The organism is Bradyrhizobium ottawaense, assembly GCF_900099825.1.
In the GTDB taxonomy this organism is placed as follows: Bacteria; Pseudomonadota; Alphaproteobacteria; order Rhizobiales; family Xanthobacteraceae; genus Bradyrhizobium; species Bradyrhizobium ottawaense_A.
The window spans coordinates 1,250,479-1,271,628 of sequence record NZ_LT629693.1; the positions used below are offsets into that span (position 1 = coordinate 1,250,479).

Consider the following 21,150-nt stretch of genomic DNA (forward strand, 5'->3'; position numbering starts at 1 on the left):
AAAAGAAAGTAAGTCGTGGATGCCCGGGTCAAGCCCGGGCATGACGAAAGAGAGAGAGAGAGAGAGAGAGAGAGAGAGAGAGAGAGAGAGAGAGAGAGAGAGAGAGAGAGAGAGAGAGAGAGAGAGAGAGAGAGAGAGCCGCCCCTACCCCTTCACGTCCTGCTTTTCCGACGCGGTGGGCTTGCCCTTGGCGCCGGGGCCGACCACGCGGACCGGATCGCCGTCGGCGAGGCCGTCCGGCGGCGCGGTGATGATGCGGTCGTCGGCGGCGACCCCCGAGGCCAGTTCGATCTCCTTGCCGAGATCGCGGGCGATCGTCACGGCCTTGAACAGCACCTTGTCGTCGGGGCCGACGGTCGCGACCCGCAGGCCGTTCTGGTTGAAAATCAGCGCGCTGGAGGGAATGTGCAGCGGCACCGCGTCGCGCTGCAGGTTGAGGCGGACATTGGCGTAACCGCCGGGCATCAGTTCGCCCGCGGAATTGTCGAGCGCCAGCTGCATCCGCGTGGTGCCGGAGGAAATATCGACCGATTGCGAGGACGCCTCGACGGTGGCCGCAAACGTCCGGTTCGGATATTCCGGCATGGTGAGTGCTGCCTTGGCGCCGATCTTGATCGCGGGCACGAAGTTCTGCGGCACGTTGACATAGACGCGCAGCTTGGTGATGTCGGAGACCACGAACATTGCCGGTCCGGCGCCGCCGCCGGCATTGATCAGCGCGCCGACATCGGTGTCGCGCGCGGTGACGACGCCGTCGAACGGCACCGTGATCTTCTTGTAGCCGGCGAGCGCTTCCAGCCGTTCGACATTGGCCTGACCGGAATTGACGGCGGCCACCTTGTTGGCGAGGTCGGCGGTGCGCTCGTCGATTTCCTGCGCCGACACGAAATTCGAGGCGACCAGCGTCTTGCGCCGGTTCAACGTCGCTTCCGACAGTCTGGCACTCGACTGCTGGCTGACGAGATCGGCTCTAGCCTGCAGCAACTGCTGGTCGAGGTCCGGCGCCTCGATCTCGGCGATCACCTGGCCGGCCTTGACCTTGGCGCCAATATCGGCGCTCCAGCTCTTCAGGTAGCCGCTGACGCGGGCCAGGATCGGCGCACGCGAATAGGCCTCCAGCCGGCCCGGCAGATCGATGGTGGGCGTAAGCGCCCGGCCGCTCGGCAGCGCCACGGCGACCGTCGGAACCGCCTGTTCGTCGGTCCATTCCCTCAGCCTGGAACTTGAATCCTCGCGTGCGCGGATGCCGGTTGCAACGACCAGTCCTGCCACGACCACCGCCGCAACCCCGAATATGCCCAGTTTCCGGTGCGAGACCGGGGGGCGCTGTTCAGTGGGCGGCATGCGGAATCTCCGGTGAGGCGGCGACTTTGGCGCCTTGCTTCTTGTGTACCATACTAAATACCACGGGAACAAACATCAGGGTCGCGATGGTGGCGAAGATCAGCCCGCCGATCACGGCGCGGCCGAGCGGCGCGTTCTGCTCGCCGCCCTCGCCCAGGCCCAGCGCCATCGGCGCCATGCCGATGATCATCGCAAGCGCAGTCATCAGCACCGGGCGGAAGCGGACAAAACCGGCTTCCAGCGCTGCAGCTACGGGATCGCCGAGTTCCTCGTAGCGCTCGCGGGCAAAGCTGATCACCAGCACGCTGTTGGCGGTCGCAACGCCCATGCACATGATGGCGCCGGTCAACGCCGGCACCGACAGCGTGGTCTGGGTCGTGAACAGCATCCAGACGATCCCGGCAAGGGCTGCCGGCAACGCGGTGATGATCACGAACGGGTCGGACCAGGACTGAAAGTTCACCACGATCAGGAAATAGATCAGCACCACCGCCCCGAGCAGTCCGAACAGCAGGCCGGAGAACGCGCTGTTCATGGTCTGCACCTGGCCGAGCAGCACCACCGACGAGCCCTTCGGCACATCCTTGGCCGTGTCGGCGATCAGGGCCCTGACGTCGGCGGCGACCGCGCCGAGGTCGCGCCCCTGCGGGGTGGCGTAGATCTGCACCATCGACTGGATGTCGTATTGCGAGACGACGGCGCTCGAGGTCGCGCGCTTGACGTCCGCGATGCCGCCCAGAATCGGCGATTGCGGATTGCCGCTCGCCGTGATCGGCAACGCCTGCAGCGCACTCAGCGAGTCGATCTGGTATTGCGGCGTCTGCATCACGATCGAATAGGACACGCCGTTGTCCGGGTTGAGATAGTAGGTCGGCGCGACCTGTGAACTGCCGGCGAGATTGACGACGAGGCTGTTGGTGACGTCGCGCTCGGTCAGCCCGACATATTGGGCGCGCGTCCGGTCGACATCGATGTTGAAGGTCGGGTTGTTGGGCGACTGCTGGATGCGCGCATCGGCGATGCCGGGGATCCGGCGGATCCGGCCCAGCAACTTGCTGGCATAGGCGAAATTCGCCTCGACGTTGGCGCCGCGGACCTGCAGGTCGATCGGCGCCGGCGCGCCGAAATTCAGGATCTGGCTGACGATGTCGGCCGGCAGGAACGCGAAGCTCAATCCCGGAAACAGCCGGGGCAGCTGCTCGCGCAGCAGCTGGACGTATTCCGCCGTCGGCTTGTGACCTTCCCTGAGCTTGACCTGAACGTCGGCATCCTGCGAGCCGATCACACCGGTGTTGTTGTAGGTCATGTTGATGCCGGAAATCGGCATGCCGATATTGTCGGCGAGCGTTTCGATCTCGCCGGGCGGGATGATCTTGCGGATCGCCTTCTGCACGTCGGCGAGCTGGTTGGCGGTTTCCTCGACGCGGGTGCCGACCTGGGTGCGGACATGCATCAGGATGTTGCCGGCATCGACCGCGGGAAAGAAGTTGCGGCCGAGAAACGGCACCAGCAGGAACGACAGCGCGACCACGGCGAGGAAGCCGGTCACGAACAGCGGCCGGCGCCCCAGCGCCATCGACAGCAGATCGCGGTAACCGGCGCGGATCCGCTCGAAGCGGGCCTCGAAGGCGCGCTGGAAGCGCACCAGCGGATTGCGCGTCGGCGGCGGCCCGCCGTCATGATGGACGTGCGGCTGCAGCAGATATTTCGCCATCGTCGGCACCAGCGTACGCGACAGGATGAACGACCAGATCATCGCAAACATCACGGCTTCGGCCATCGGCACGAACAGGAAGCGCGCCACGCCGGTCAGGAAGAACATCGGCACGAACACGATGCAGATGCACAACAGCGACACGAAGGCCGGCGTCACGATCTGGTTGGCGCCGTCCATGATCGACTGCTCGACCGGCTTGCCCTGCTCCAGATGGTAGTTGATGTTCTCGATGGTCACGGTGGCGTCGTCGACGAGAATGCCGACCGCGAGCGCCAGCCCGCCGAGTGTCATGATGTTGAGCGTCTCGCCGATCGCCGACAGCATGATGATCGCCCCGAGCACCGACAGCGGGATCGAGACCGCGATGATGACGGTGGAACGCCAGCTTCCGAGAAACAGCAGGATCATCACGCTGGTCAAAAGCGCTGCGATAACGCCTTCGGTCGCTACCCCCTCGATCGCGCCGCGAACGAACACCGACTGGTCGCCGATGAAGCCGATCTTGAGCGCATCCGGCAGCGAGTCCTTGACGTCGATCACCTTCTGCTTGATGCCGGAAATGATATCGAGCGTCGAGGTCGCGCCCGCCTTCAGCACCATCATCAGCACCGAGCGGTTGCCGTCGACATGCACGATATTGGTCTGCGGCGGGTTGCCGTCGCGCACGGTGGCGACGTCGCGGACATAGACCATGGCGCCGTTGACCGCCTTGATCGGCAATCCGCCGAGGTCTTCCATCTTCAACGGCGAGTTGTTGAGCTGGATGATGTATTCGAACTGGCCGATCTTCTGGGTGCCGACCGGCGTGATCAGGTTCTGCGCGGCCAGCGCGTTGGCGACATCCTGCCCGGACAAGCCGCGGGCCTGCAGCGCCGTCGAATTGAGGTCGATCTGGACCTGGCGCTGCTTGCCGCCGAACGGATAGGGAATGGCGGCGCCGGGTACCGTGACGAGCGGCGTGCGCAACTGGTTGATGCCGATGTCGGCGAGGTTCTGCTCGGTGAGGCCCTCGCCCGACAGCGCGACCTGGATGATCGGCACGGTGGACGCGCTGTAATTGAGGATCAGCGGCGGCGTGGCGCCCGGCGGCATCTGCTTGATCAGCGTCTGCGAGATCGCCGTCACCTGGGCGTTGGCGGTGCGGATATCGACATTCGGCTGAAAGAAGATCTTGATGATGCCGAAGCCGTTATAGGAATTGGCGACGATATGCTCGATGTCGTTGACGGTGGTGGTCAACGCACGCTGGAACGGCGTGGTGATGCGTCCCGACATCTGATCGGGCGGCAGGCCGGTATACTGCCAGACCACCCCGATCACGGGGATCCGGATGTCCGGAAAGATGTCGGTGGGCGTACGCAGCGCAGCCAGCGGACCGATGATCAGGAGAAGCAGCGCCAGCACGACAAAGGTATAGGGCCGGCTCAGCGCAATACGTACCAGTGCGATCATAGAAGAACTATTCCCGGAGCCTGCCGCAGGACAGGAATCGGCGCTGCGATGGCCAATTCGTTCGGCCTGATTTAGCCGAAATGGGGCCAAAAGGCCAAGGGCCGGCGGCGCGGGCGCCCTTCACTTCCCTGGCATAGCTTGCCGGGACGGTGGGGCCGGCTCCGGGCAAACGAAAACCCGGCCGTTTTGGCGGCCGGGCTTTCGGATTGAGGTCCGTCGGACGGTGTCAGGCCGCCCGGACCGTATCCAGGAACTTGCCGACCTCGAGCTTGAGGCGGTTGGAGTCGCCCGACAGCGACTGCGCCGCCGAAAGCACCTGGGTGGACGCCGAGCCGGTCTCCGAGGCGCCGCGCTGCACGTCGGTAATGTTGGAGGAAACCTGCTGGGTGCCTTGCGCGGCCTGCTGCACGTTGCGGGAGATCTCCTGCGTCGCCGCACCCTGCTCTTCCACCGCAGCCGCAATGGTCGAGGAAATCTCCGACAGTCTTTCGATGGTGCTGCTGATTGCCTTGATCGCGCTCACCGAGTCCTGGGTCGCCGCCTGGATGCCGGTGATCTGCTGACCGATCTCGCCGGTCGCCTTCGAGGTCTGCTCGGCCAGCGCCTTCACTTCCGACGCCACGACCGCGAAGCCTCGGCCGGCTTCACCGGCACGGGCCGCCTCGATGGTGGCGTTGAGCGCGAGCAGATTGGTCTGCTCGGCGATGGTGTTGATCAGCTCGACCACGTCGCCGATGCGGCTCGCCGCCTTCGAGAGTTCGCTGACGCGGTCGTTGGTAGCGCGCGCCTGTCCAACCGCCTCGGTCGCCATCCGCGCCGATTCCTGCACCTGACGGCTGATCTCGTTGACGGACGACGCCATCTCCTCGGTCGCCGACGCCACCGATTGCACGTTGGTGGAAGCTTCCTCGGAAGCCGCCGCCACCATGGTCGTCAGTTGCTGGGCCCGTTCGGCGCTCGATGTCAGCGTGCCGGCGGAGGCTTCGAGCTGGGTCGACGCCGACGACACGGTCTGGACGATCTCGCCGACCGCGCCTTCGAAATCGTTCGCCAGCTTGATCATTTCGGCCTTGCGCTGCTGTGCCGCGACCTGGTCCTGCCGGATCTTGGTCTCGGCTTCATCGCGCGCCTTTTGCTCGGCATTTTCCCGGATGACGACGACCGTCTTGGCGAGGTCGCCGATCTCGTCGCCGCGGCCGGCGCCCGGGATCACCACATCGAGATTGCCGCCGGCCATCTCGCCCAACGCCCCGTTGAGGCGTGTCATCGGGCGCGCAATCCCGAGGAAGGAGAATATCATCGAGGCGATCAGCGAGCCGATGACGATAACGGTCATGACCAGGTTGATGCGATTGGCCTGCGCCATTTCGACCGCGACCTCGTCCTTGGAGACCACCGAGTTCTTTTGCGCGTTGTCCACCACCAGTTCCATCAGGTCGGCGGCGTCGGCAACAACCTTGACCGTGCGATTGACAACGATGTCGGTCTTCAATTGCTCCGTCTTGATCACTTCTTCATTGGCGGCGAGGAACCGCTTGACGACCGAAGACAACGAACTGATCACGACGAGCAACTCGCGGTCGTCGGCTTCGCCGCGCAGCTTGTTGAATACGTCTTTCAGCGAGGCTTCGGTCTTGGCCATCGCCGCGATCATGCTGGCGTCGCCGGTAGCGCCAAGTCGCCAGACCATGGCCCGCAACGAGTTCACTTTCGCATCGGCCTGAAACAGCAGCCGTTCGATGTCACCGCGATTGTCCAGCTTGACCAGCGCCGGCGAAGCCAGTTCGGTATCGAGCGCCTTGGTCCATTCGGCCGAAATCACCTGACGCTTGTCGATCTGCGCCAGCAGCGTGGCCTGTGCTTTCGCAAGGTCCTCAACGGCGGCCGTGAAACTATCCATCGAGGACTTGATCTTCTGCAGCCGCGCCTGGGTCTCCGGCTTCTGGGCGGTCGTCAGCGCGATTTCGATTTGCGTCGCTATCGCGGCCTTGTACCGCTGCAGATCGGCGACGGTCTTTTCGACGTCGGCGGGCGTCCTCGCCAATCTGACATCGCGGGCCGTGAGCTGAATCTTGCGCAATTCGAGATGTGCCGCGAGCGAGACGTCGGCCACCTTCTGGGAGCGGGCGGCGCGCTCATTGGCACCCAATACCGTCGCTTCCGTCATCATCTGGTTGGCCGCCATGCCGACCGCCAGCAGGACGCTGATCGCGCCGGCCAGACCCAGCTTGTAACCGATACGATTGAGCTTGATCATGTCCGTGCCCCACATTTCCCAGGAAATCAGCGATTTGCGACGGCAAGCGGAAGCCGGCGACCAGCGCGCGGATTGAGAGGATATCGGGCTTGGGACTAGGTCTGGTTAATTTTAGTTCAGTGGAACTACGGAACACTCATTCCGATTCTGCGACAAAAGTTCGCGCATCACGCGAAAACCCGGCTCCTGTTCGGAGCCGGGCTTTGGTCGTCATCGATCAGCTGTCAGGCCGCCCGGACCGAGTTCAGGAATTTGCCGACCTCGAGCTTGAGGCGGTTGGAGTCGCCCGATAGCGACTGCGCCGCCGAAAGCACCTGGGTGGACGCCGAGCCGGTCTCGGTGGCGCCGCGCTGCACGTCGGTGATGTTGGAGGAGACCTGCTGGGTGCCTTGCGCGGCCTGCTGCACGTTGCGGGAGATCTCCTGCGTCGCTGCGCCCTGCTCTTCCACCGCGGCGGCAATGGTCGAGGAAATCTCCGACAGTCTCTCGATGGTGCTGCTGATTGCCTTGATCGCGCTCACCGAGTCCTGCGTCGCCGCCTGGATGCCGGTGATCTGCTGACCGATCTCGCCGGTCGCCTTCGAGGTCTGTTCGGCCAGCGCCTTCACTTCCGACGCCACGACCGCGAAACCGCGGCCGGCTTCACCGGCACGGGCCGCCTCGATGGTGGCGTTGAGCGCCAGCAGGTTGGTCTGTTCGGCAATGGTGTTGATCAGCTCGACCACGTCGCCGATGCGGCTTGCCGCCTTCGACAGTTCGCTGACGCGGTCGTTGGTGGCGCGCGCCTGTCCAACCGCCTCGGTCGCCATCCGCGCCGATTCCTGCACCTGGCGGCTGATCTCGTTGACGGACGACGCCATTTCCTCGGTCGCCGACGCCACCGATTGCACGTTGGTGGAGGCTTCCTCGGAAGCCGCCGCCACCGTGGTGGTCAGCGTTTGCGAGCGTTCGGCGGTTGCGCTCAAGGTGGAGGCCGAAGCTTCAAGTTCGCTGGATGCCGACGACACGGTCTCGACAATCTTGCCGACCGCGCCTTCGAAATCGTCGGCCAACCGGATCATGTCCGCCTTGCGCTGCCGCGCCGCGATCTGGTCCTGCATGGCCTTGGCTTCGGCTTCATCGCGGGCCTTCCGCTCGGCATTCTCCCGGATGACGGTGACGGTCTTGGCGAGGTCGCCGATTTCGTCGCCGCGGCCGGCGCCGGGAATCACCACATCGAGATTGCCGCCGGCCATCTCGCCGAGTGCGCCATTGAGACGCGTCATCGGACGCGCGATGCCGAGGAAGGAGAACGCGACCGAGACGATCAGGGATATCATCACAACCATGGCCATTCCCATGCTGACCTGGCTGGCCCAGGCCGTCTGAACGGCGGCTTCTTCCTTCGAGGCCTTGTTGTTGGTCTGCGCCGTTGAAACCGCGGCTTCCATCAGCTCGCCGGCCTCGTTGACGAATTTGAGCATGCGGTTCTGGACGATCTCCTCCTTCAGCGCTTCCGTCTTTACGGATTCGTCGTTGGAGGCCAGGAAGCGTTTGACGACCGATTCCAGCGACCCGATCATGGCCTGGAATTCCTTGTCGTCGTCCCTGCCCTTGACCTGGTTCAGGATTTCTTCGAGCGCCGCCCGGGTTTGACTGACTTGCTGCGGGATATCAGCCTCGCCGGTCGCCCCGAACCGCCAGACCAGTGCCCGCAAGGCATTCACCTTGACATCGGCCTGGTGCAGCAGGCTCTGCATATCGGCAAAATCGTCAAACCTCGAGAGGATCTGCGAGTTCAGCGTCTTCCCGATCGCCTTGGTCCACTCGGCCGAGATGCCGTTGCGCTTCTCGATCAGCCCCAGCGCGGTGCGCTGCGCGGTTGCGAGTTCCTCGGTGCCGGCGATGAAGCTCGCCATCACCGATTTGATTTTCTGCAGCCGCTCCCGGCTTTCTGGCCGGAGCGCGGCAGCATAGGCGGCATCGATTTCAGCGGCTTCGGCTGCGGCAGCCTTGCGCATGTCGGCCAGGCTCCGGTCGATATCGGCAGGTGTCCGCGCCAGTCTGAGATTACGCCCGGCCAGCTGGACCTGACGTAGATCCGCCTGCGCGGCGAGCGCCCCCTCGGTGACCCGTTGGGCGCGATCGGCGCGATCATTCACGCCGGCGACGTTGGCTTCCGTCATCATCTGGTTGGCGACCATGCCGATCGACAGCAATACGCCGACGGCGCCGGCAAGACCGAGTTTGTTTCCGATGCGATTGAACTTGATCATGCTGTCGGGTCCTTGCTGTTTCTCGTCTCGCGTCGACGAATCGCGCGCCTGGTCGAGCCATACCGCGCGCGTCGATAGGACAGGTTAATTTTAGGCGCCGGGAGTTAAGAGCCATCAAATTTTGGCGGGCGCGCGAACGTAAAAAACCCGGCTCCTGTTCAGAGCCGGGCTTTGATCTGTCATCGCACGAATGTCAGGCTGCCCGGACCGAGTCGAGGAACTTGCCGACTTCGAGCTTGAGGCGGTTAGAGTCGCCCGACAGCGACTGCGCCGCCGAGAGCACCTGCGCGGAGGCCGAGCCGGTCTCGGTGGCGCCGCGCTGCACGTCGGTGATGTTGGAGGAGACCTGCTGGGTGCCCTGGGCGGCCTGCTGCACGTTGCGGGAAATCTCCTGCGTCGCCGCACCCTGCTCTTCCACCGCGGCTGCGATGGTCGAGGAGATCTCCGACAGTTTTTCGATGGTGCCGCTGATTTCCTTGATCGCGGTCACCGACTCCTGAGTCGCGGCCTGGATGCCGGTGATCTGCTGGCCGATTTCACCGGTCGCCTTCGCGGTCTGTTCAGCGAGGGCTTTCACTTCCGATGCCACGACCGCGAAACCGCGGCCGGCTTCACCGGCACGGGCCGCCTCGATGGTGGCGTTGAGCGCCAGCAGGTTGGTCTGGCCGGCAATGGTGTTGATCAGTTCGACGACGTCGCCAATGCGGGAAGCCGCCTTCGACAATTCGCTGACGCGATCGTTGGTGACGCGGGCCTGGCCGACGGCATCGGTCGCCATCCGCGCCGACTCCTGCACCTGGCGGCTGATCTCGTTGACCGAGGACGACAGTTCTTCGGTCGCCGACGCCACCGACTGCACGTTGGTGGAGGCTTCCTCTGAGGCCGCAGCCACCGCGGTGGTCAGCGTCTGCGAGCGCTCGGCGGTCGCCGACAGCGTGCCGGCGGAAGCCTCTAACTGGGTCGAAGCCGACGAAACGGTCTGGACGATCTCGCCGATCATGGATTCGAAATTGCGGGTGATGCTGTCGACGCGGCGGCCACGCTCGATCTTGGCTTCGGCGTCTGCGGCGGCGGCCTCATCGGCGGCCTTCTTGGCGATCAGCGCCTCCTTGAACACCTGCAGCACGTCTGCCATGGCGCCGATTTCGGTCTTCTCGCCCTGATGCGGCACTTCCGCGCTCAGGTCGCCCTTGCCCAGCGCCTGCATCGGGGTGACGATCGAGGCAATGCCGGTCGAGACGTCGCGAACCAGGTAGAAGCCCACGCCGATACCGATGATGACGGCCGCACCGAGGATCACCGCGAGCATCATGAAGGCGGATGCGTAATTGTCGGCGGCATCCTGGGCCGCGGTGCCGGCGCCCTTGTTGTTGAGATCGATGTCCTTTTTCAGGATCTCGTCGGATTCGATCCCGATCTTGTTCACTGTCTTGGTGTTGAGCTCATGGGCCTCGTGGGGAATCTTGCCCGCTTCCTTGCGGGACAGCGCCATCACCTCCTCGGTGCCCTTCTTGTAGGCCGTCCACTTTTCGACCCACTGGTTATACAGCGCGCGCTCTTCCGCGTTGACAATCATCGTCTCGTAGGTCGCGCGGATCTTGGTATTGCCGTCGACGACGGTAGCCAGGGTCTTTTCCGCGGCCTGCTTTTCCTCGAGCGTTTCGGAGAGCATGTGTTCGCGGATCACGTTGCGATAGGTGATGACGCCGGCGCGCAGTTCGCCCAGCACCCGGACGCTCGGCATCCAGTTGGTCACGATATCGACCGTGTTGGCGTTGATTGCCCGCATGTTCTTGACCGCGAGCAGGCCCATGCCGGTCATCGCGACGAGCAGGAAGCCAACGACGGCGATGATTTTGGTCCGGATCGAGTACTTCGCGAGCATGACTGGGGGATCTCTTGATCTTGGGCGGGGGCGGCCGATTGTGACGGGGCGGTGAAGCTGATGAATCGCAAGGAATTGGTGCGGGCATCAAACCCGACGCGTCCTCAAGTTGCGTTAATTTGTCGTTCCGTAAAATTACGGTACGCGACAGACCTCACCAGGACATGAATGCAGCGAACTGATCAGCGCATCAGCTTCAGCGCATCGGAGAAAAATTCTGCCCCACCGAAATTGCCCGATTTCAGTGCAAGCAGCATCGCACCGTCTTTTACGCCGACCGCGCGCAAAACCGGCACGCCTGCAGCGATTTCTGCGCCAACGAGGAAGCCGGGAATACGCAAACGATCGACGACAGCGCCCGACGTTTCACCACCCGCGACCACCAGACGCCGCACGCCGGATCGCACCAGACCTTCGGCGATATCCGCCATCGCCTGCTCGATGGCATGTCCGGCTGCATCGCGGCCATGACGTGATTGCAGGGCTTGGACCTGATCCGGCGTCGAGCTGCTCGCGATCAGAACGGGGCCGCGGCTGATTCGCTCGCCCGACCAGGCCAGCGCGCGCCGCACTTCGTCGGGCCCGGCGATGACCTGCTCGGGGTCGAGGTGCAGCACGGCCATGGTCTTCTCGGCGTTTGCAATCTGCTGCAGCGTCGCCTGCGAACAACTGCCGGCGAGGCAAGCCGCCGGTCCGCCGACTGCGGATTCAGATACCGTTGCCGCCGCGCCCGCCTTGACCTTGCCGGAGGCCACCAGCGCCCGGGCAATGCCCAGCCCGATGCCGGAGGCGCCAACCGACAGGCGGTGATCCAGCGCGACGCTACCGATGGTTTCGAGATCGCGATCGAACACCGCGTCGATTACGGCGGCGCCAACATCATTCGCGGCCAGATCGGCGAGACGTCCGCGAACGGCATCTGCACCGCGCGTCAGGGTTGCAAGGTCGACCAGGCCGACCCTGGTCTTGCTCTGGCGCGCCAGCACCCGTACCAGGTTGGAGTCGTGCATCGGGTTGAGCGGGTGGTCCTTCAGCGGGCTTTCGTTCAGCGGCACGGGGCCTACGAACAGGTTGCCCATATAGACGGTGCGGCCGGTTTCCGGGAAAGCCGGCGTCACCAGCACGATAGTATCGCCGGAATCGGCGCGCAGCGCATCCATGACCGGGCCGATATTGCCCACGTCCGTGGAATCGAAGGTCGAGCAGATCTTGAACAGCACGTGACCGGCGCCGCGCCCGCGCAGCCATTTTTCGGCGGCACGCGATCGTGTCACTGCCAGATCAGCCTCGATCGAGCGGCTCTTGAGCGACACCACGACGGCATCGACCTCGGGCAGCGCCAGATCGTCCGAGGGCACGCCGATGGTCTGCACGGTCCGCAGGCCCTGGCGCGTCAGCGTGTTGGCGAGGTCGGAGGCGCCGGTGTAGTCGTCGGCGATGCAGCCCAAAGACAGTTTCACGGCTTCACTCCGGCATAGGGCTTGAACCAGCCGAGGCCGTCAGTGGTCTTGCCGCGCGGATTGTATTCGCAGCCTACGAAGCCGCCATAACCGAGCCGGTCGAGCTCGGCGAACAGGAAGGGATAGTTCAGCTCCTCGCCGTCGGGCTCGTTGCGCGAGGGAATGCTGGCGATCTGGATATGGCCGATAACAGGCATCATCTCGCGCAGCCGCATGGTGACGTCGCCATGGATGATCTGGCAGTGATAGATGTCGAACTGCAGTTTCAGATTCGGAATCTTCAGCTCAACGATCAGATCGCGGGCGAACAGAAAATCATTGAGGAAATAACCGGGAACGTTGCGCGGGTTGATCGGCTCGATGACGACGTCGAGTCCGTGGGGGGCGAAGAACTCCGCGGCTACCGCCACCGATTTGTAGAATGCCTCGACGGCCTTGGGTTCGCTGCGGTTGGCGATGCCTGCCATCAGGTGAACGCGCTTGACGCCGGTCGCCTTGGCGTAAGGCAGCGCGGTGTCGAGACTCCGCTTCAGATCGTCAAAGCGCGCCGGCAGCGCGGCAAAACCTTTTTCGCCGGCCTCCCAATTGCCCGGCGGCAGGTTGAACAGCGCCTGCGTCAGGCCATTCTTGCGCAGCCGTTCGCCGACGGCCTCGGCGGGATGATCGTAGGGAAACAGGAACTCGACGGCCGTGAAGCCCGCCTTCGCCGCCGCATCGAAACGGTCGAGAAACGGGACCTCGTTGAACATCATGGAGAGGTTGGCGGCAAAACGGGGCATGCGTTGTTCTCTTTCAATTTTCGCGAATGTGGCCGTGGAGAGCTCACCCGTAGACCGCCGAGTGCCAATATTTCCTCTTGTCCCGAAAATACTCGTCTTTCTGCTCCTCACAAAGAGGCTTGAGGGGATGACAATCCACACCGTACCTCGTCATGAGAGCAATGAGATCGCGCAGGCTCTCCTCGCCGATCGGACGTTCAACAATCAATTCAAGGCCGCGGCCTTTGCCTGTCACTCCTTTGATGGCAGGAATCGACTCCAACCACGCAAAGAAGTGGTCTTCGTCGGTTTGACTGTAGAAGGGACTTGGCCCGTCGATGAGAAGAACTGCCTTGGCGGTCTCGTCCATTGTTCTATCCGCTCGTATATTTATTCGCCCGGCAGCTGCGTGCCGGTGACGCGGGCATACATCCGCGCCACCGAGGCGTCGTCGTCGCGACCCATGCCGGCGCCGGCCGTCATCAAAAACATCTGCAGCGCCGCGGCAGCGACCGGCACCGGGAATTTCGCCGTGCGCGCCATGTCCTGGATGATGCCGAGGTCCTTGACGAAAATCTCCACCGCGCTGCGCGGCGTGTAGTCGCCGTCGAGCACATGCGGCATGCGGTTCTCGAACATCCAGGAATTGCCGGCCGACGCCGTGATCACCTCGTAGACTTTTTTGATATCCAGCCCCTGCTTGGCGGCGAACGTGATCGCTTCCGAAGCGGCTGCGATGTGGACGCCGGCCAATAGCTGGTTGATCATCTTGAAGGCGGCGCCCTGGCCTGCGGCATCTCCGAGTTCGTAGAGCTTTGCCGCCATCGCATCGAGCGCGGGACGCGCTTTCGCAAACGCGGCCGGACTGCCCGAAGCCAGGATGGTGAGCTCGCCCTGCGCCGCGCGCTGCGCGCCGCCCGAGATCGGCGCATCCAGATAATGCCGGCCGCTCGCTTCCAGTTGCTTCGCCAGCCGCCGCGCGACGTCGGGGTCCATGGTGGCGGAGGAGACGAACACCGCACCCTCAGCGAGGGTTTCGGCAACGCCGCCAGTGCCAAACAGAATGGTTTCGGTCTGGGCGGCATTGACGACCACGCTGACGACGATATCGGCTCCCGTCGCCGCTTCCGCCGGCGTTTTGGCGCCCTTGCCGCCGTCGGCCACAAACCGCGCGACGGAATCGGCCGAGACGTCACAGCCGGTGACGTCGAGTCCTTTGCGGCGCAGCGAGGTCGCCATGCCGAACCCCATCGAGCCGAGCCCGATGACGGCGACGCGCGGTTTTGCGGATTCGGGCATGCGGCGATCCCTCGATGGTTTCTGGTTAGCGGCTTTGCCTCTGCGTAACACGGCTTGGCCGCGCTGCCAAAGCGTGAGACAACCCGGAAAACAGGGAAACCGGGATGAGCGATAGCAGGCTGCGCGAGGAAATCTGCCGTCTCGGCCGCTCGCTGTTCGAACGCGGGCTGACGCCGGGTTCCTCCGGCAATATCAGCGTCAAACTCGACGACGGCGGCTGGCTCGTGACACCCACCAATGCCTCGCTCGGCTTCCTCGACCCGGCGCGGCTATCGCGGCTCGGCGCCGACGGCAAACTCCTGACCGGCGACGCCCCGACCAAGGAAGTGCCGCTGCATACGGCGCTCTACCAGACCCGCAGCGCCGCACGCGCCGTGGTGCATCTGCACTCCACCCATTCGGTGGCGCTGTCGATGCTGCCGGAGATCGACCCGCGCGCCGCGTTGCCGCCGATGACGCCCTACTACCTGATGAAATGCGGCCACACCGCGCTGCTGCCCTATTATCGCCCAGGCGATCCCGCGGTGGCCGACGCCATCAAGGGACTGGCCGGGAAATACTCTTCCGTGCTGCTCGCCAATCACGGCCCGGTGGTTTCAGGCGATACGCTGGAAGCCGCCGTGTTCGCGATCGAGGAACTGGAAGAGACCGCAAAATTGTATCTGCTGTTGCGCGGACTCAATCCGCGTTATCTTTTGCCGGAGCAGATAACAGATTTGACCAAGACGTTTGGACTGACGCTGCCGAACCACAATCACTAACATTTCGTGGAGGATACACATGTTGAGATTCCTTGGTATCGCCTTCGGGGCTCTATTGTTAGGTGGCCTGACGGGATCGGCCGCACCGGCGCAAGAGACGGTGCAGAGCATGCTGGCCGTACAGATCCGCGCGCAGGGCTTTTCCTGCGACAAGCCGCTCGGGGCGAAAAGGGACGCCAAGCGCTCGAAGCCGGACTATGAGGTATGGGTTCTCAGATGCGCCAACGCGACCTACCGCGTAAGCCGCGCGCCGGACCTGGCGGCGAAGGTCCAGGTCCTCCGATAGCGCTTCGTGCCCGGGCGCTGCACCGCGTCCGGGACACGGTACTCACATCCCCAGATACGCCCTGCGCACATCGGGATTGGCGCTGATCTCCGCGGCACTGCCCTGCATCAGCACCCGGCCGGTCTGCAGGATGTAGGCGCGGTCGGCGATTTCGAGACACTCCGACATTCGCTGCTCGACGATCAGCACGGTCATGCCGGCGTCGCGGATGCGCTTCACCGCCTGGAAGATTTCATCGACCAGTTTCGGCATGATGCCCTGCGACGGTTCGTCGAGCATCAAGAGCCGCGGCCGCGTCATCAGCGCGCGGCCGATCGCCAGCATCTGCTGCTCCCCGCCGGAGAGCGTTTCGGCGCGCTGGTCGAGCCGCTCCGACAGGCGGGGAAATAACTGAAACACCAGATCCAGCGGTCCCTCGCGGTTGGCCTCGCCGCGGTAGAGATAGCTGCCGAGCCGCAGATTGTCGCGCACCGACAGCCGCGGGAACAGCCGGCGGTTTTCCGGCACATAGGCGATGCCGCGCGAGGTGATGACATGTTGCGCCATGCCGTCGATGCGCGCGCCATCGAAATTGACGGTGCCGGAGCGCGGGCGCTCGGCGCCGGCGATCGATTTCAACAACGTCGACTTGCCGGCCCCGTTGGCGCCGGCGACGCAGACGATCTCGCCCTTGGCGACCTCGATCGAGATCGCGGAGATCGCGACCAGCCCTTGATAGGCGGTGGTGACTTCATGCACCGACAGCATGACGGTCCCCCAGATAGGCGCTGATGACTCGGGGATCGCGGACCACATCGGTCGGCTTGCCCTCTGCCAAAACCTTGCCGAGATCGAGCACGATGGCGCGATCGACCAGCGGCATCACGATTTCCATGACGTGCTCCACCATCAGCACGGTGACGCCGGTTTCCCGCACCCGCCGCACCAGTTCGACGCCGGTTTTTGCTTCGACCGGCGTCAAGCCCGTGAGCACCTCGTCGAGCAGCAGCAGTTTCGGCTCGGTCGCGAGCGCACGCGCAACCTCGAGCCGGCGCTTTTCGGACGGCACCAGGTCGCTCGCCGGTACGTTGGCGCGCGGGCCAAGACCGCAGAATTCCAGCACCTCATGCGCCTTGCGGCGGGCATCCCGCATCACGGTGTTGCGGATCAAGGCGCCGACGATGACGTTGTCGATGACGGTCATGGTCTCGAAACTTTTCACCACTTGAAAAGTACGCCCGACGCCGCGCTGGCAGCGCACGGCGGCCGGCAACGCGGTGACGTCCTCGCCGTCGAACATGATCGAGCCCTGGGTCGGCGGCAGCACGCCCGCGATCAGATTGAACAGCGTCGACTTGCCGGCGCCGTTGGGGCCGATCAGGCCGACGATCTCGCCACGGCCAACCGAGATCGAGACGTCGCTGTTGGCGACGAGGCCGCCGAACCGTTGCCAGACGCCGCGGGTTTCCAAGAGAGGCGTCGTCATCGCGCCGCCTCCTTGCGCTTGGGTGCGAACAGCCCGATCAACCCTTGCGGCCGCGCCAGCGAGATCGCAACGATCAGCCCGCCATAGACGATCAGGTCGACGCCGCGGCCGGAGCCGCCGATGAAGGAGCGCGTCAGCTCGGTGAGCGGGATCAGGATGACGGCGCCCAGCATCGGCCCCCACAGCGTGCCGATGCCCCCGACCACCGCGGGCAGCGCCATCAGCAGCGAAAACTGGAAACCCATCACGCTTTCAGGGTCGATATAGGAGACGAACTGCGCGTAGAAACCGCCGCCGACCGCGACGAGAAAGGCCGACACCGCCGCCGCCCCCATCTTGGAATTGAACACGACGACGCCGAGGCTTTCGGCGGCCTCCGGGTTGTCCTTTACCGCGCGCCACCAATAGCCCCATTTGGAATCTTCCAGCCACCAGGTGACGAACCAGGCGACGCAGGCCAGCGCCAGCGCAAAGTAGAAGTATGGCAGCTTGCTGCGGGTGAACTGGAATTTGAGCCAGCTGTCGCCGCGCACGGGAATATCGATGCCGAGCGCCGCCCCTGCCCACTCCCAGTTCTGGAACAGGAGCAGCGCGATTTCAGCGATCACGATGGTGGCGATGACGAAATAATGCCCGCGCAGCCGGAAGCAGGGATAGCCGAGCGCCATGGCGATAACGGCCGAGATCAATCCGCCGCCGAGCATGCCGAACCACGGCAGCACGCCGAACTTGGTGAACAGCAGCGCGGTGGTATAGGCGCCGAGGCCGAAATAGAGCGCATGACCGAGCGAAATCTGCCCGCAATAGCCGGACAGGATATTCCAGCTCTGCGACAGCGCCGCATACATCAGCGTCAGCACCATGATGTTCTGGACGTAGACGTCCTTGACGAACATCGGCACGGTGGCGGCCACGGCGGCGAGGCAGAAGGCGACGATCAGGTCGCGGCGGCGGCGTTTTGCGAATTCGGTATCCATCACATCGACCCGAACAGGCCACGCGGCCGGACAAAGACGACCAGAAGATAGACCGCGTAGATGCCGACCGATTTCAGCGACGGCGGCAGGATCATGGCGGTGGTGGCTTCAACGAGACCGACGATGATGCCGCCGGCAAAGGCGCCGAATACGCTGCCAAAGCCGCCCAGCGCCACCGTGACATAGGCGATCAGCGCGAAGGAAGCGCCGACATCGGGATAGATGTAGAAGAAGATCGACATGATGGCGCCGGCGAGACCGACCAGTGCCGCCCCAAGACCCCAGCCCAGCGCGAACACGCGGTTCTTGTCGATGCCGACCAGCGCCACCGCGCCGGCGTCCTCTCGCGTTGCTTCGAGCGCGCGGCCGAAGTCGGTGCGGTTGATGAAGAAATACAGCGCGCCGAACGCCGCGATCGACACCGCAGCACCAACCAGTTGCGGCTCGGGCAGGAAGATGCCGCCGATCGAGATGGTTTTGCCGCCGAGCCATGAATGCGGGACGCTGCGATAATCCGGCGTGAAGAAGAACTGCGCCAGCCCGCGCATGACGATGGCAAGGCCGAAGGTGGAGAAGATCTGCACCATGCCGGCATTGGCCTTGGCGCGGACCGCAAACCGCACGATGAACAGATAGACCACCGCCCCGAACACGAACAGCGCGGCCGCGACCAGCGGCGCCGCCAGCAAGGGATCGATCGCGAAGAATGCGAACAGGAAGAACGTCACATACATCGCGATCATCAGGAATTCGCCGTGGGCGAAGTTGACGACGTCCATCAGGCCGAAGATCAGCGCGAGCCCTACGGCAATCAGCCCGTAGAGCAGCCCCATCAACAGGCCGCTCGCCAGACTCTGGATGATGGTCTCGGCGGTCACCGGCGGCGCCTCAGGTCGGAGGCACCACCATCAATACCCGTCATTGCGAGGAGCGAAGCGATGAAGCAATCCATTCTTTCTTTGTGCAGCAACATGGATTGCTTCGCTTCGCTCGCAATGACGAAGAATGGAGGACTCTGGATAATGGTCTCGGCTGTCATGGCCCCCGCCCCCCGTGCCGGCCGATTACTTCATCGGCCAGGTGGCTTCAGCCACGGCGGCTTGCGGCGGGGAGATGGTGACGAACTTGCCGCCGATATATTGCAGCAGCACCGGATCGGCGTCGTTGTTCTGGCCCAGGTCGTCGAACTTGATGCGCTTCCACGGCATGATGGTCTGTTCGCCGGGAATGTCGGTCGCGACCAGCGCGTCGCGGATTTTCTCGCCTTCGGTGGACTTGGCGCGGTTGATGGCTTCCGCCATCACGATCAGACCCATGAACTGCCGCGACGTCAGATCGTTGAAATCCTTGCCCGACTTCTCCTTGAACATGGCGTTGACCTTGCCGACCATCGGCCGCTTGGCGGCGAGATCGAGCGAGAAGGTGCCGCGCGAGATCACGCCTTCGAGCTTGTCGCCGACGGCGTCGTACAGCGCCTTCTCCGAGAAGCCGGCGTCCTGCGCCACGATGGCGTTGGGCTTGTAGCCGAGCTCGGCCATGGTCTTGACCAGCAGGATGCCGTCGGTGGTGTAGCTCGAGGGCATCAGCACGTCGGCGTTGGCCGCCTTGAGCTGCTGCACTTCTGATGACAGCGACGGCGAGTTCGAGCGGTATTTGATGTCGGCCACGATCTTGTAGCCGCGCTCGCCGGCGAGCTTGGTCTGCGCGTTGGCGGAGTCGGTTCCGAAGATCGTATCCTCGTGGAACAGCGCCAGCGTTTCGATCTTGGTACCCTTCTTCTTCATGGCATCGAAGAAATCGAACATCGCCTGCGAGTACATCTCGTCATGCGGCGCGGCGCGGAAATAATATTTGAGGCCGCGGCGATGCAGGCTCGGCGAGGAATTGTCGGCCGAGATGAACGGAATCTGATAGCGCTCGCAGACCTGGCTGACGGTCACCGCTACCGCGCTCTGATAGGTACCGATGACGGCGCAGACCTTTTCCTGCGTGATCAGGCGTTCGGTCTCGGCGCGGCCCTTCTGCGGATCGGACTGGTGGTCGGCGAACACGAGGCGAATCTTGGCGCCGCCGAGACCGGGCAACCCTTCGCCTTTCGCCAGCGGCAGATCGAAATCGTAATCCTTGTTGATGATTTCAAGCGCGGTCTCGTAGGCCTTCTGGGCATCGACGCCCTGCTGGGCGCTGGCGCCGGAGAACGGATAGATGATGCCGATCACCACTTCGGAGGTTTGCGCGCGGCTCGCGATCGGCGCCAGCGCGGCGGCGGCAGTGGCTCCAAGCAACACATTACGGCGCGTGATGTTCATAACAAAATCCTCTGTTAGCCCAGTGTTATCGATGAAACGGTTGACGGTTACGGTAAAGCCTCAATGAGCGGCATGGACTGCTTCAAAGCACGGCAAGCTGCTTGTTCAGGAGATCGGTCACCAGCATCAGTCCGGGCGCATGCGTGATCGCAAACGGCAGCTTCGCGGCCGCGATGACCGATTGCGGCGTCACGCCGCAGGCCCAGAACACCGGGATCTCGTCGTCCGCGACCGGAACCGGATCGCCGTAGTCGGGCCTTGCGATGTCGGCGATGCCGATCGATGAGGGATGGCCGAGATGCACCGGCGCGCCGTGCACGGCGGGAAAGCGCGAGGTGATCTGCACCGCGCGGATCGCATCCGCCGGCTTGAACGGCCGCATCGACACCACCATCGGACCCGCGAACGGTCCCGACGGCTGACAGGCGATATTGGTGCGGTACATGGGAACGCGGACATTGCGCTCGATGTGGCGGATCGGCAGGCCGTCCGCCCGCAGCGCCTCTTCAAACGAGAACGAGCAGCCGATCACGAAGGCCACGAGATCGTCGCGCCAGTGCGCCATGATGTCGGTCGGCTCTTCCACCACTTCGCCGTCGCGCCAGACCCGGTAGCGCGGCAAATCGGTGCGGATATCGAGGTCGATCCCGAGCGCGGGAATGCGGGGATCGCCGACATCGGACATGCCGATGATCGGGCACGGTTTGGGATTGAGCTGGCAGAAGCGGTGAAAGGCGCTGGCGAGTTTCTCGGGCATGATGGCGAGATTGCCCTGGACGAAACCGTCGGCCACGCCGGCCGTGCTGGAGGCCATGCCGGTGCGGCAGGCGTGCCGGGCCAAAACGCTCGGCGATAAATTCGACGCATCGTGGGCGGCTGGTTCGGTTCTCGCCAAGCTGGTCATCGTTGCAACAGCTCCAATCGG

At 63.9% G+C, this 21,150-nt stretch carries 18 protein-coding genes; 2 read left to right on the forward strand and 16 right to left on the reverse strand.

Annotation, left to right across the window (positions count from 1 at the left end):
- Positions 1-144: 144 nt before the first annotated feature.
- The 9 genes from BLR13_RS05980 to ltnD form a co-directional block, all read right to left on the reverse strand.
- Positions 145-1,344: an efflux RND transporter periplasmic adaptor subunit gene (locus tag BLR13_RS05980; RefSeq protein ID WP_074826584.1), complete on the reverse strand. Its 1,200-nt coding sequence runs from the start codon at positions 1,342-1,344 to the stop codon at positions 145-147.
- A complete protein-coding gene (locus BLR13_RS05985; RefSeq protein WP_074826581.1) occupies positions 1,331-4,513 on the reverse strand; it encodes an efflux RND transporter permease subunit in 3,183 nt (1,060 codons plus the stop codon). Before BLR13_RS05985 ends, BLR13_RS05980 begins: the two co-directional genes overlap by 14 nt.
- 226 nt (positions 4,514-4,739) lie before the next feature.
- Positions 4,740-6,767, reverse strand: coding sequence for a methyl-accepting chemotaxis protein (locus BLR13_RS05990; RefSeq protein WP_074831850.1), 2,028 nt, complete (start codon positions 6,765-6,767; stop codon positions 4,740-4,742).
- A 227-nt stretch (positions 6,768-6,994) separates the two neighbouring features.
- The gene (locus BLR13_RS05995) at positions 6,995-9,025 is read right to left on the reverse strand and encodes a methyl-accepting chemotaxis protein (protein WP_244525105.1); all 2,031 of its coding nucleotides are present in this window, start codon (positions 9,023-9,025) and stop codon (positions 6,995-6,997) included.
- Between the two features lie 193 nt (positions 9,026-9,218).
- Positions 9,219-10,910, reverse strand: coding sequence for a methyl-accepting chemotaxis protein (locus tag BLR13_RS06000; RefSeq protein WP_074826578.1), 1,692 nt, complete (start codon positions 10,908-10,910; stop codon positions 9,219-9,221).
- Between the two features lie 182 nt (positions 10,911-11,092).
- Complete coding sequence (gene otnK / locus BLR13_RS06005; RefSeq protein WP_074826575.1) at positions 11,093-12,370, reverse strand: 3-oxo-tetronate kinase; 1,278 nt, start codon at positions 12,368-12,370, stop codon at positions 11,093-11,095.
- Entirely contained in the window at positions 12,367-13,149 is a 783-nt protein-coding gene (otnI, locus tag BLR13_RS06010; protein ID WP_074826571.1) for a 2-oxo-tetronate isomerase, read from the reverse strand. The genes otnK and otnI overlap by 4 nt, the downstream gene beginning before the upstream one ends.
- Before the next feature lie 43 nt (positions 13,150-13,192).
- Complete coding sequence (locus BLR13_RS06015) at positions 13,193-13,498, reverse strand: hypothetical protein (RefSeq protein WP_074826569.1); 306 nt, start codon at positions 13,496-13,498, stop codon at positions 13,193-13,195.
- Positions 13,499-13,518: 20 nt separating this feature from the next.
- Positions 13,519-14,427: an L-threonate dehydrogenase gene (gene ltnD, locus BLR13_RS06020; RefSeq protein ID WP_074826566.1), complete on the reverse strand. Its 909-nt coding sequence runs from the start codon at positions 14,425-14,427 to the stop codon at positions 13,519-13,521.
- A gap of 104 nt (positions 14,428-14,531) precedes the next feature.
- Here ltnD and BLR13_RS06025 point away from each other — a divergent pair, with 104 nt between their 5' ends.
- Positions 14,532-15,188 (forward strand): aldolase, encoded by a 657-nt coding sequence (locus tag BLR13_RS06025; RefSeq protein WP_074826563.1) that lies wholly within the window; start codon positions 14,532-14,534, stop codon positions 15,186-15,188.
- A 19-nt stretch (positions 15,189-15,207) separates the two neighbouring features.
- The gene (locus tag BLR13_RS06030) at positions 15,208-15,474 is read left to right on the forward strand and encodes a hypothetical protein (protein WP_074826560.1); all 267 of its coding nucleotides are present in this window, start codon (positions 15,208-15,210) and stop codon (positions 15,472-15,474) included.
- 42 nt (positions 15,475-15,516) lie between these two features.
- Here BLR13_RS06030 and BLR13_RS06035 read toward each other — a convergent pair whose 3' ends face one another.
- The 7 genes from BLR13_RS06035 to BLR13_RS06060 form a co-directional block, all read right to left on the reverse strand.
- Complete coding sequence (locus BLR13_RS06035) at positions 15,517-16,221, reverse strand: ABC transporter ATP-binding protein (protein WP_074826557.1); 705 nt, start codon at positions 16,219-16,221, stop codon at positions 15,517-15,519.
- Positions 16,205-16,939, reverse strand: a complete 735-nt coding sequence (locus tag BLR13_RS06040) for an ABC transporter ATP-binding protein (RefSeq protein WP_074826554.1) — start codon at positions 16,937-16,939, stop codon at positions 16,205-16,207. Before BLR13_RS06040 ends, BLR13_RS06035 begins: the two co-directional genes overlap by 17 nt.
- Positions 16,936-17,916, reverse strand: a complete 981-nt coding sequence (locus BLR13_RS06045) for a branched-chain amino acid ABC transporter permease (protein WP_074826552.1) — start codon at positions 17,914-17,916, stop codon at positions 16,936-16,938. Before BLR13_RS06045 ends, BLR13_RS06040 begins: the two co-directional genes overlap by 4 nt.
- Complete coding sequence (locus BLR13_RS06050; RefSeq protein ID WP_074826549.1) at positions 17,916-18,794, reverse strand: branched-chain amino acid ABC transporter permease; 879 nt, start codon at positions 18,792-18,794, stop codon at positions 17,916-17,918. Before BLR13_RS06050 ends, BLR13_RS06045 begins: the two co-directional genes overlap by 1 nt.
- Complete coding sequence (locus BLR13_RS41040; RefSeq protein ID WP_171944991.1) at positions 18,791-18,955, reverse strand: hypothetical protein; 165 nt, start codon at positions 18,953-18,955, stop codon at positions 18,791-18,793. Before BLR13_RS41040 ends, BLR13_RS06050 begins: the two co-directional genes overlap by 4 nt.
- A gap of 25 nt (positions 18,956-18,980) precedes the next feature.
- Positions 18,981-20,225 carry an ABC transporter substrate-binding protein gene (locus BLR13_RS06055; RefSeq protein WP_074826547.1) on the reverse strand — a complete coding sequence of 415 codons (1,245 nt, stop codon included), beginning with the start codon at positions 20,223-20,225 and terminating at the stop codon, positions 18,981-18,983.
- An 82-nt stretch (positions 20,226-20,307) separates the two neighbouring features.
- Entirely contained in the window at positions 20,308-21,129 is an 822-nt protein-coding gene (locus BLR13_RS06060) for a putative hydro-lyase (protein ID WP_074826544.1), read from the reverse strand.
- Positions 21,130-21,150: the final 21 nt, after the last annotated feature.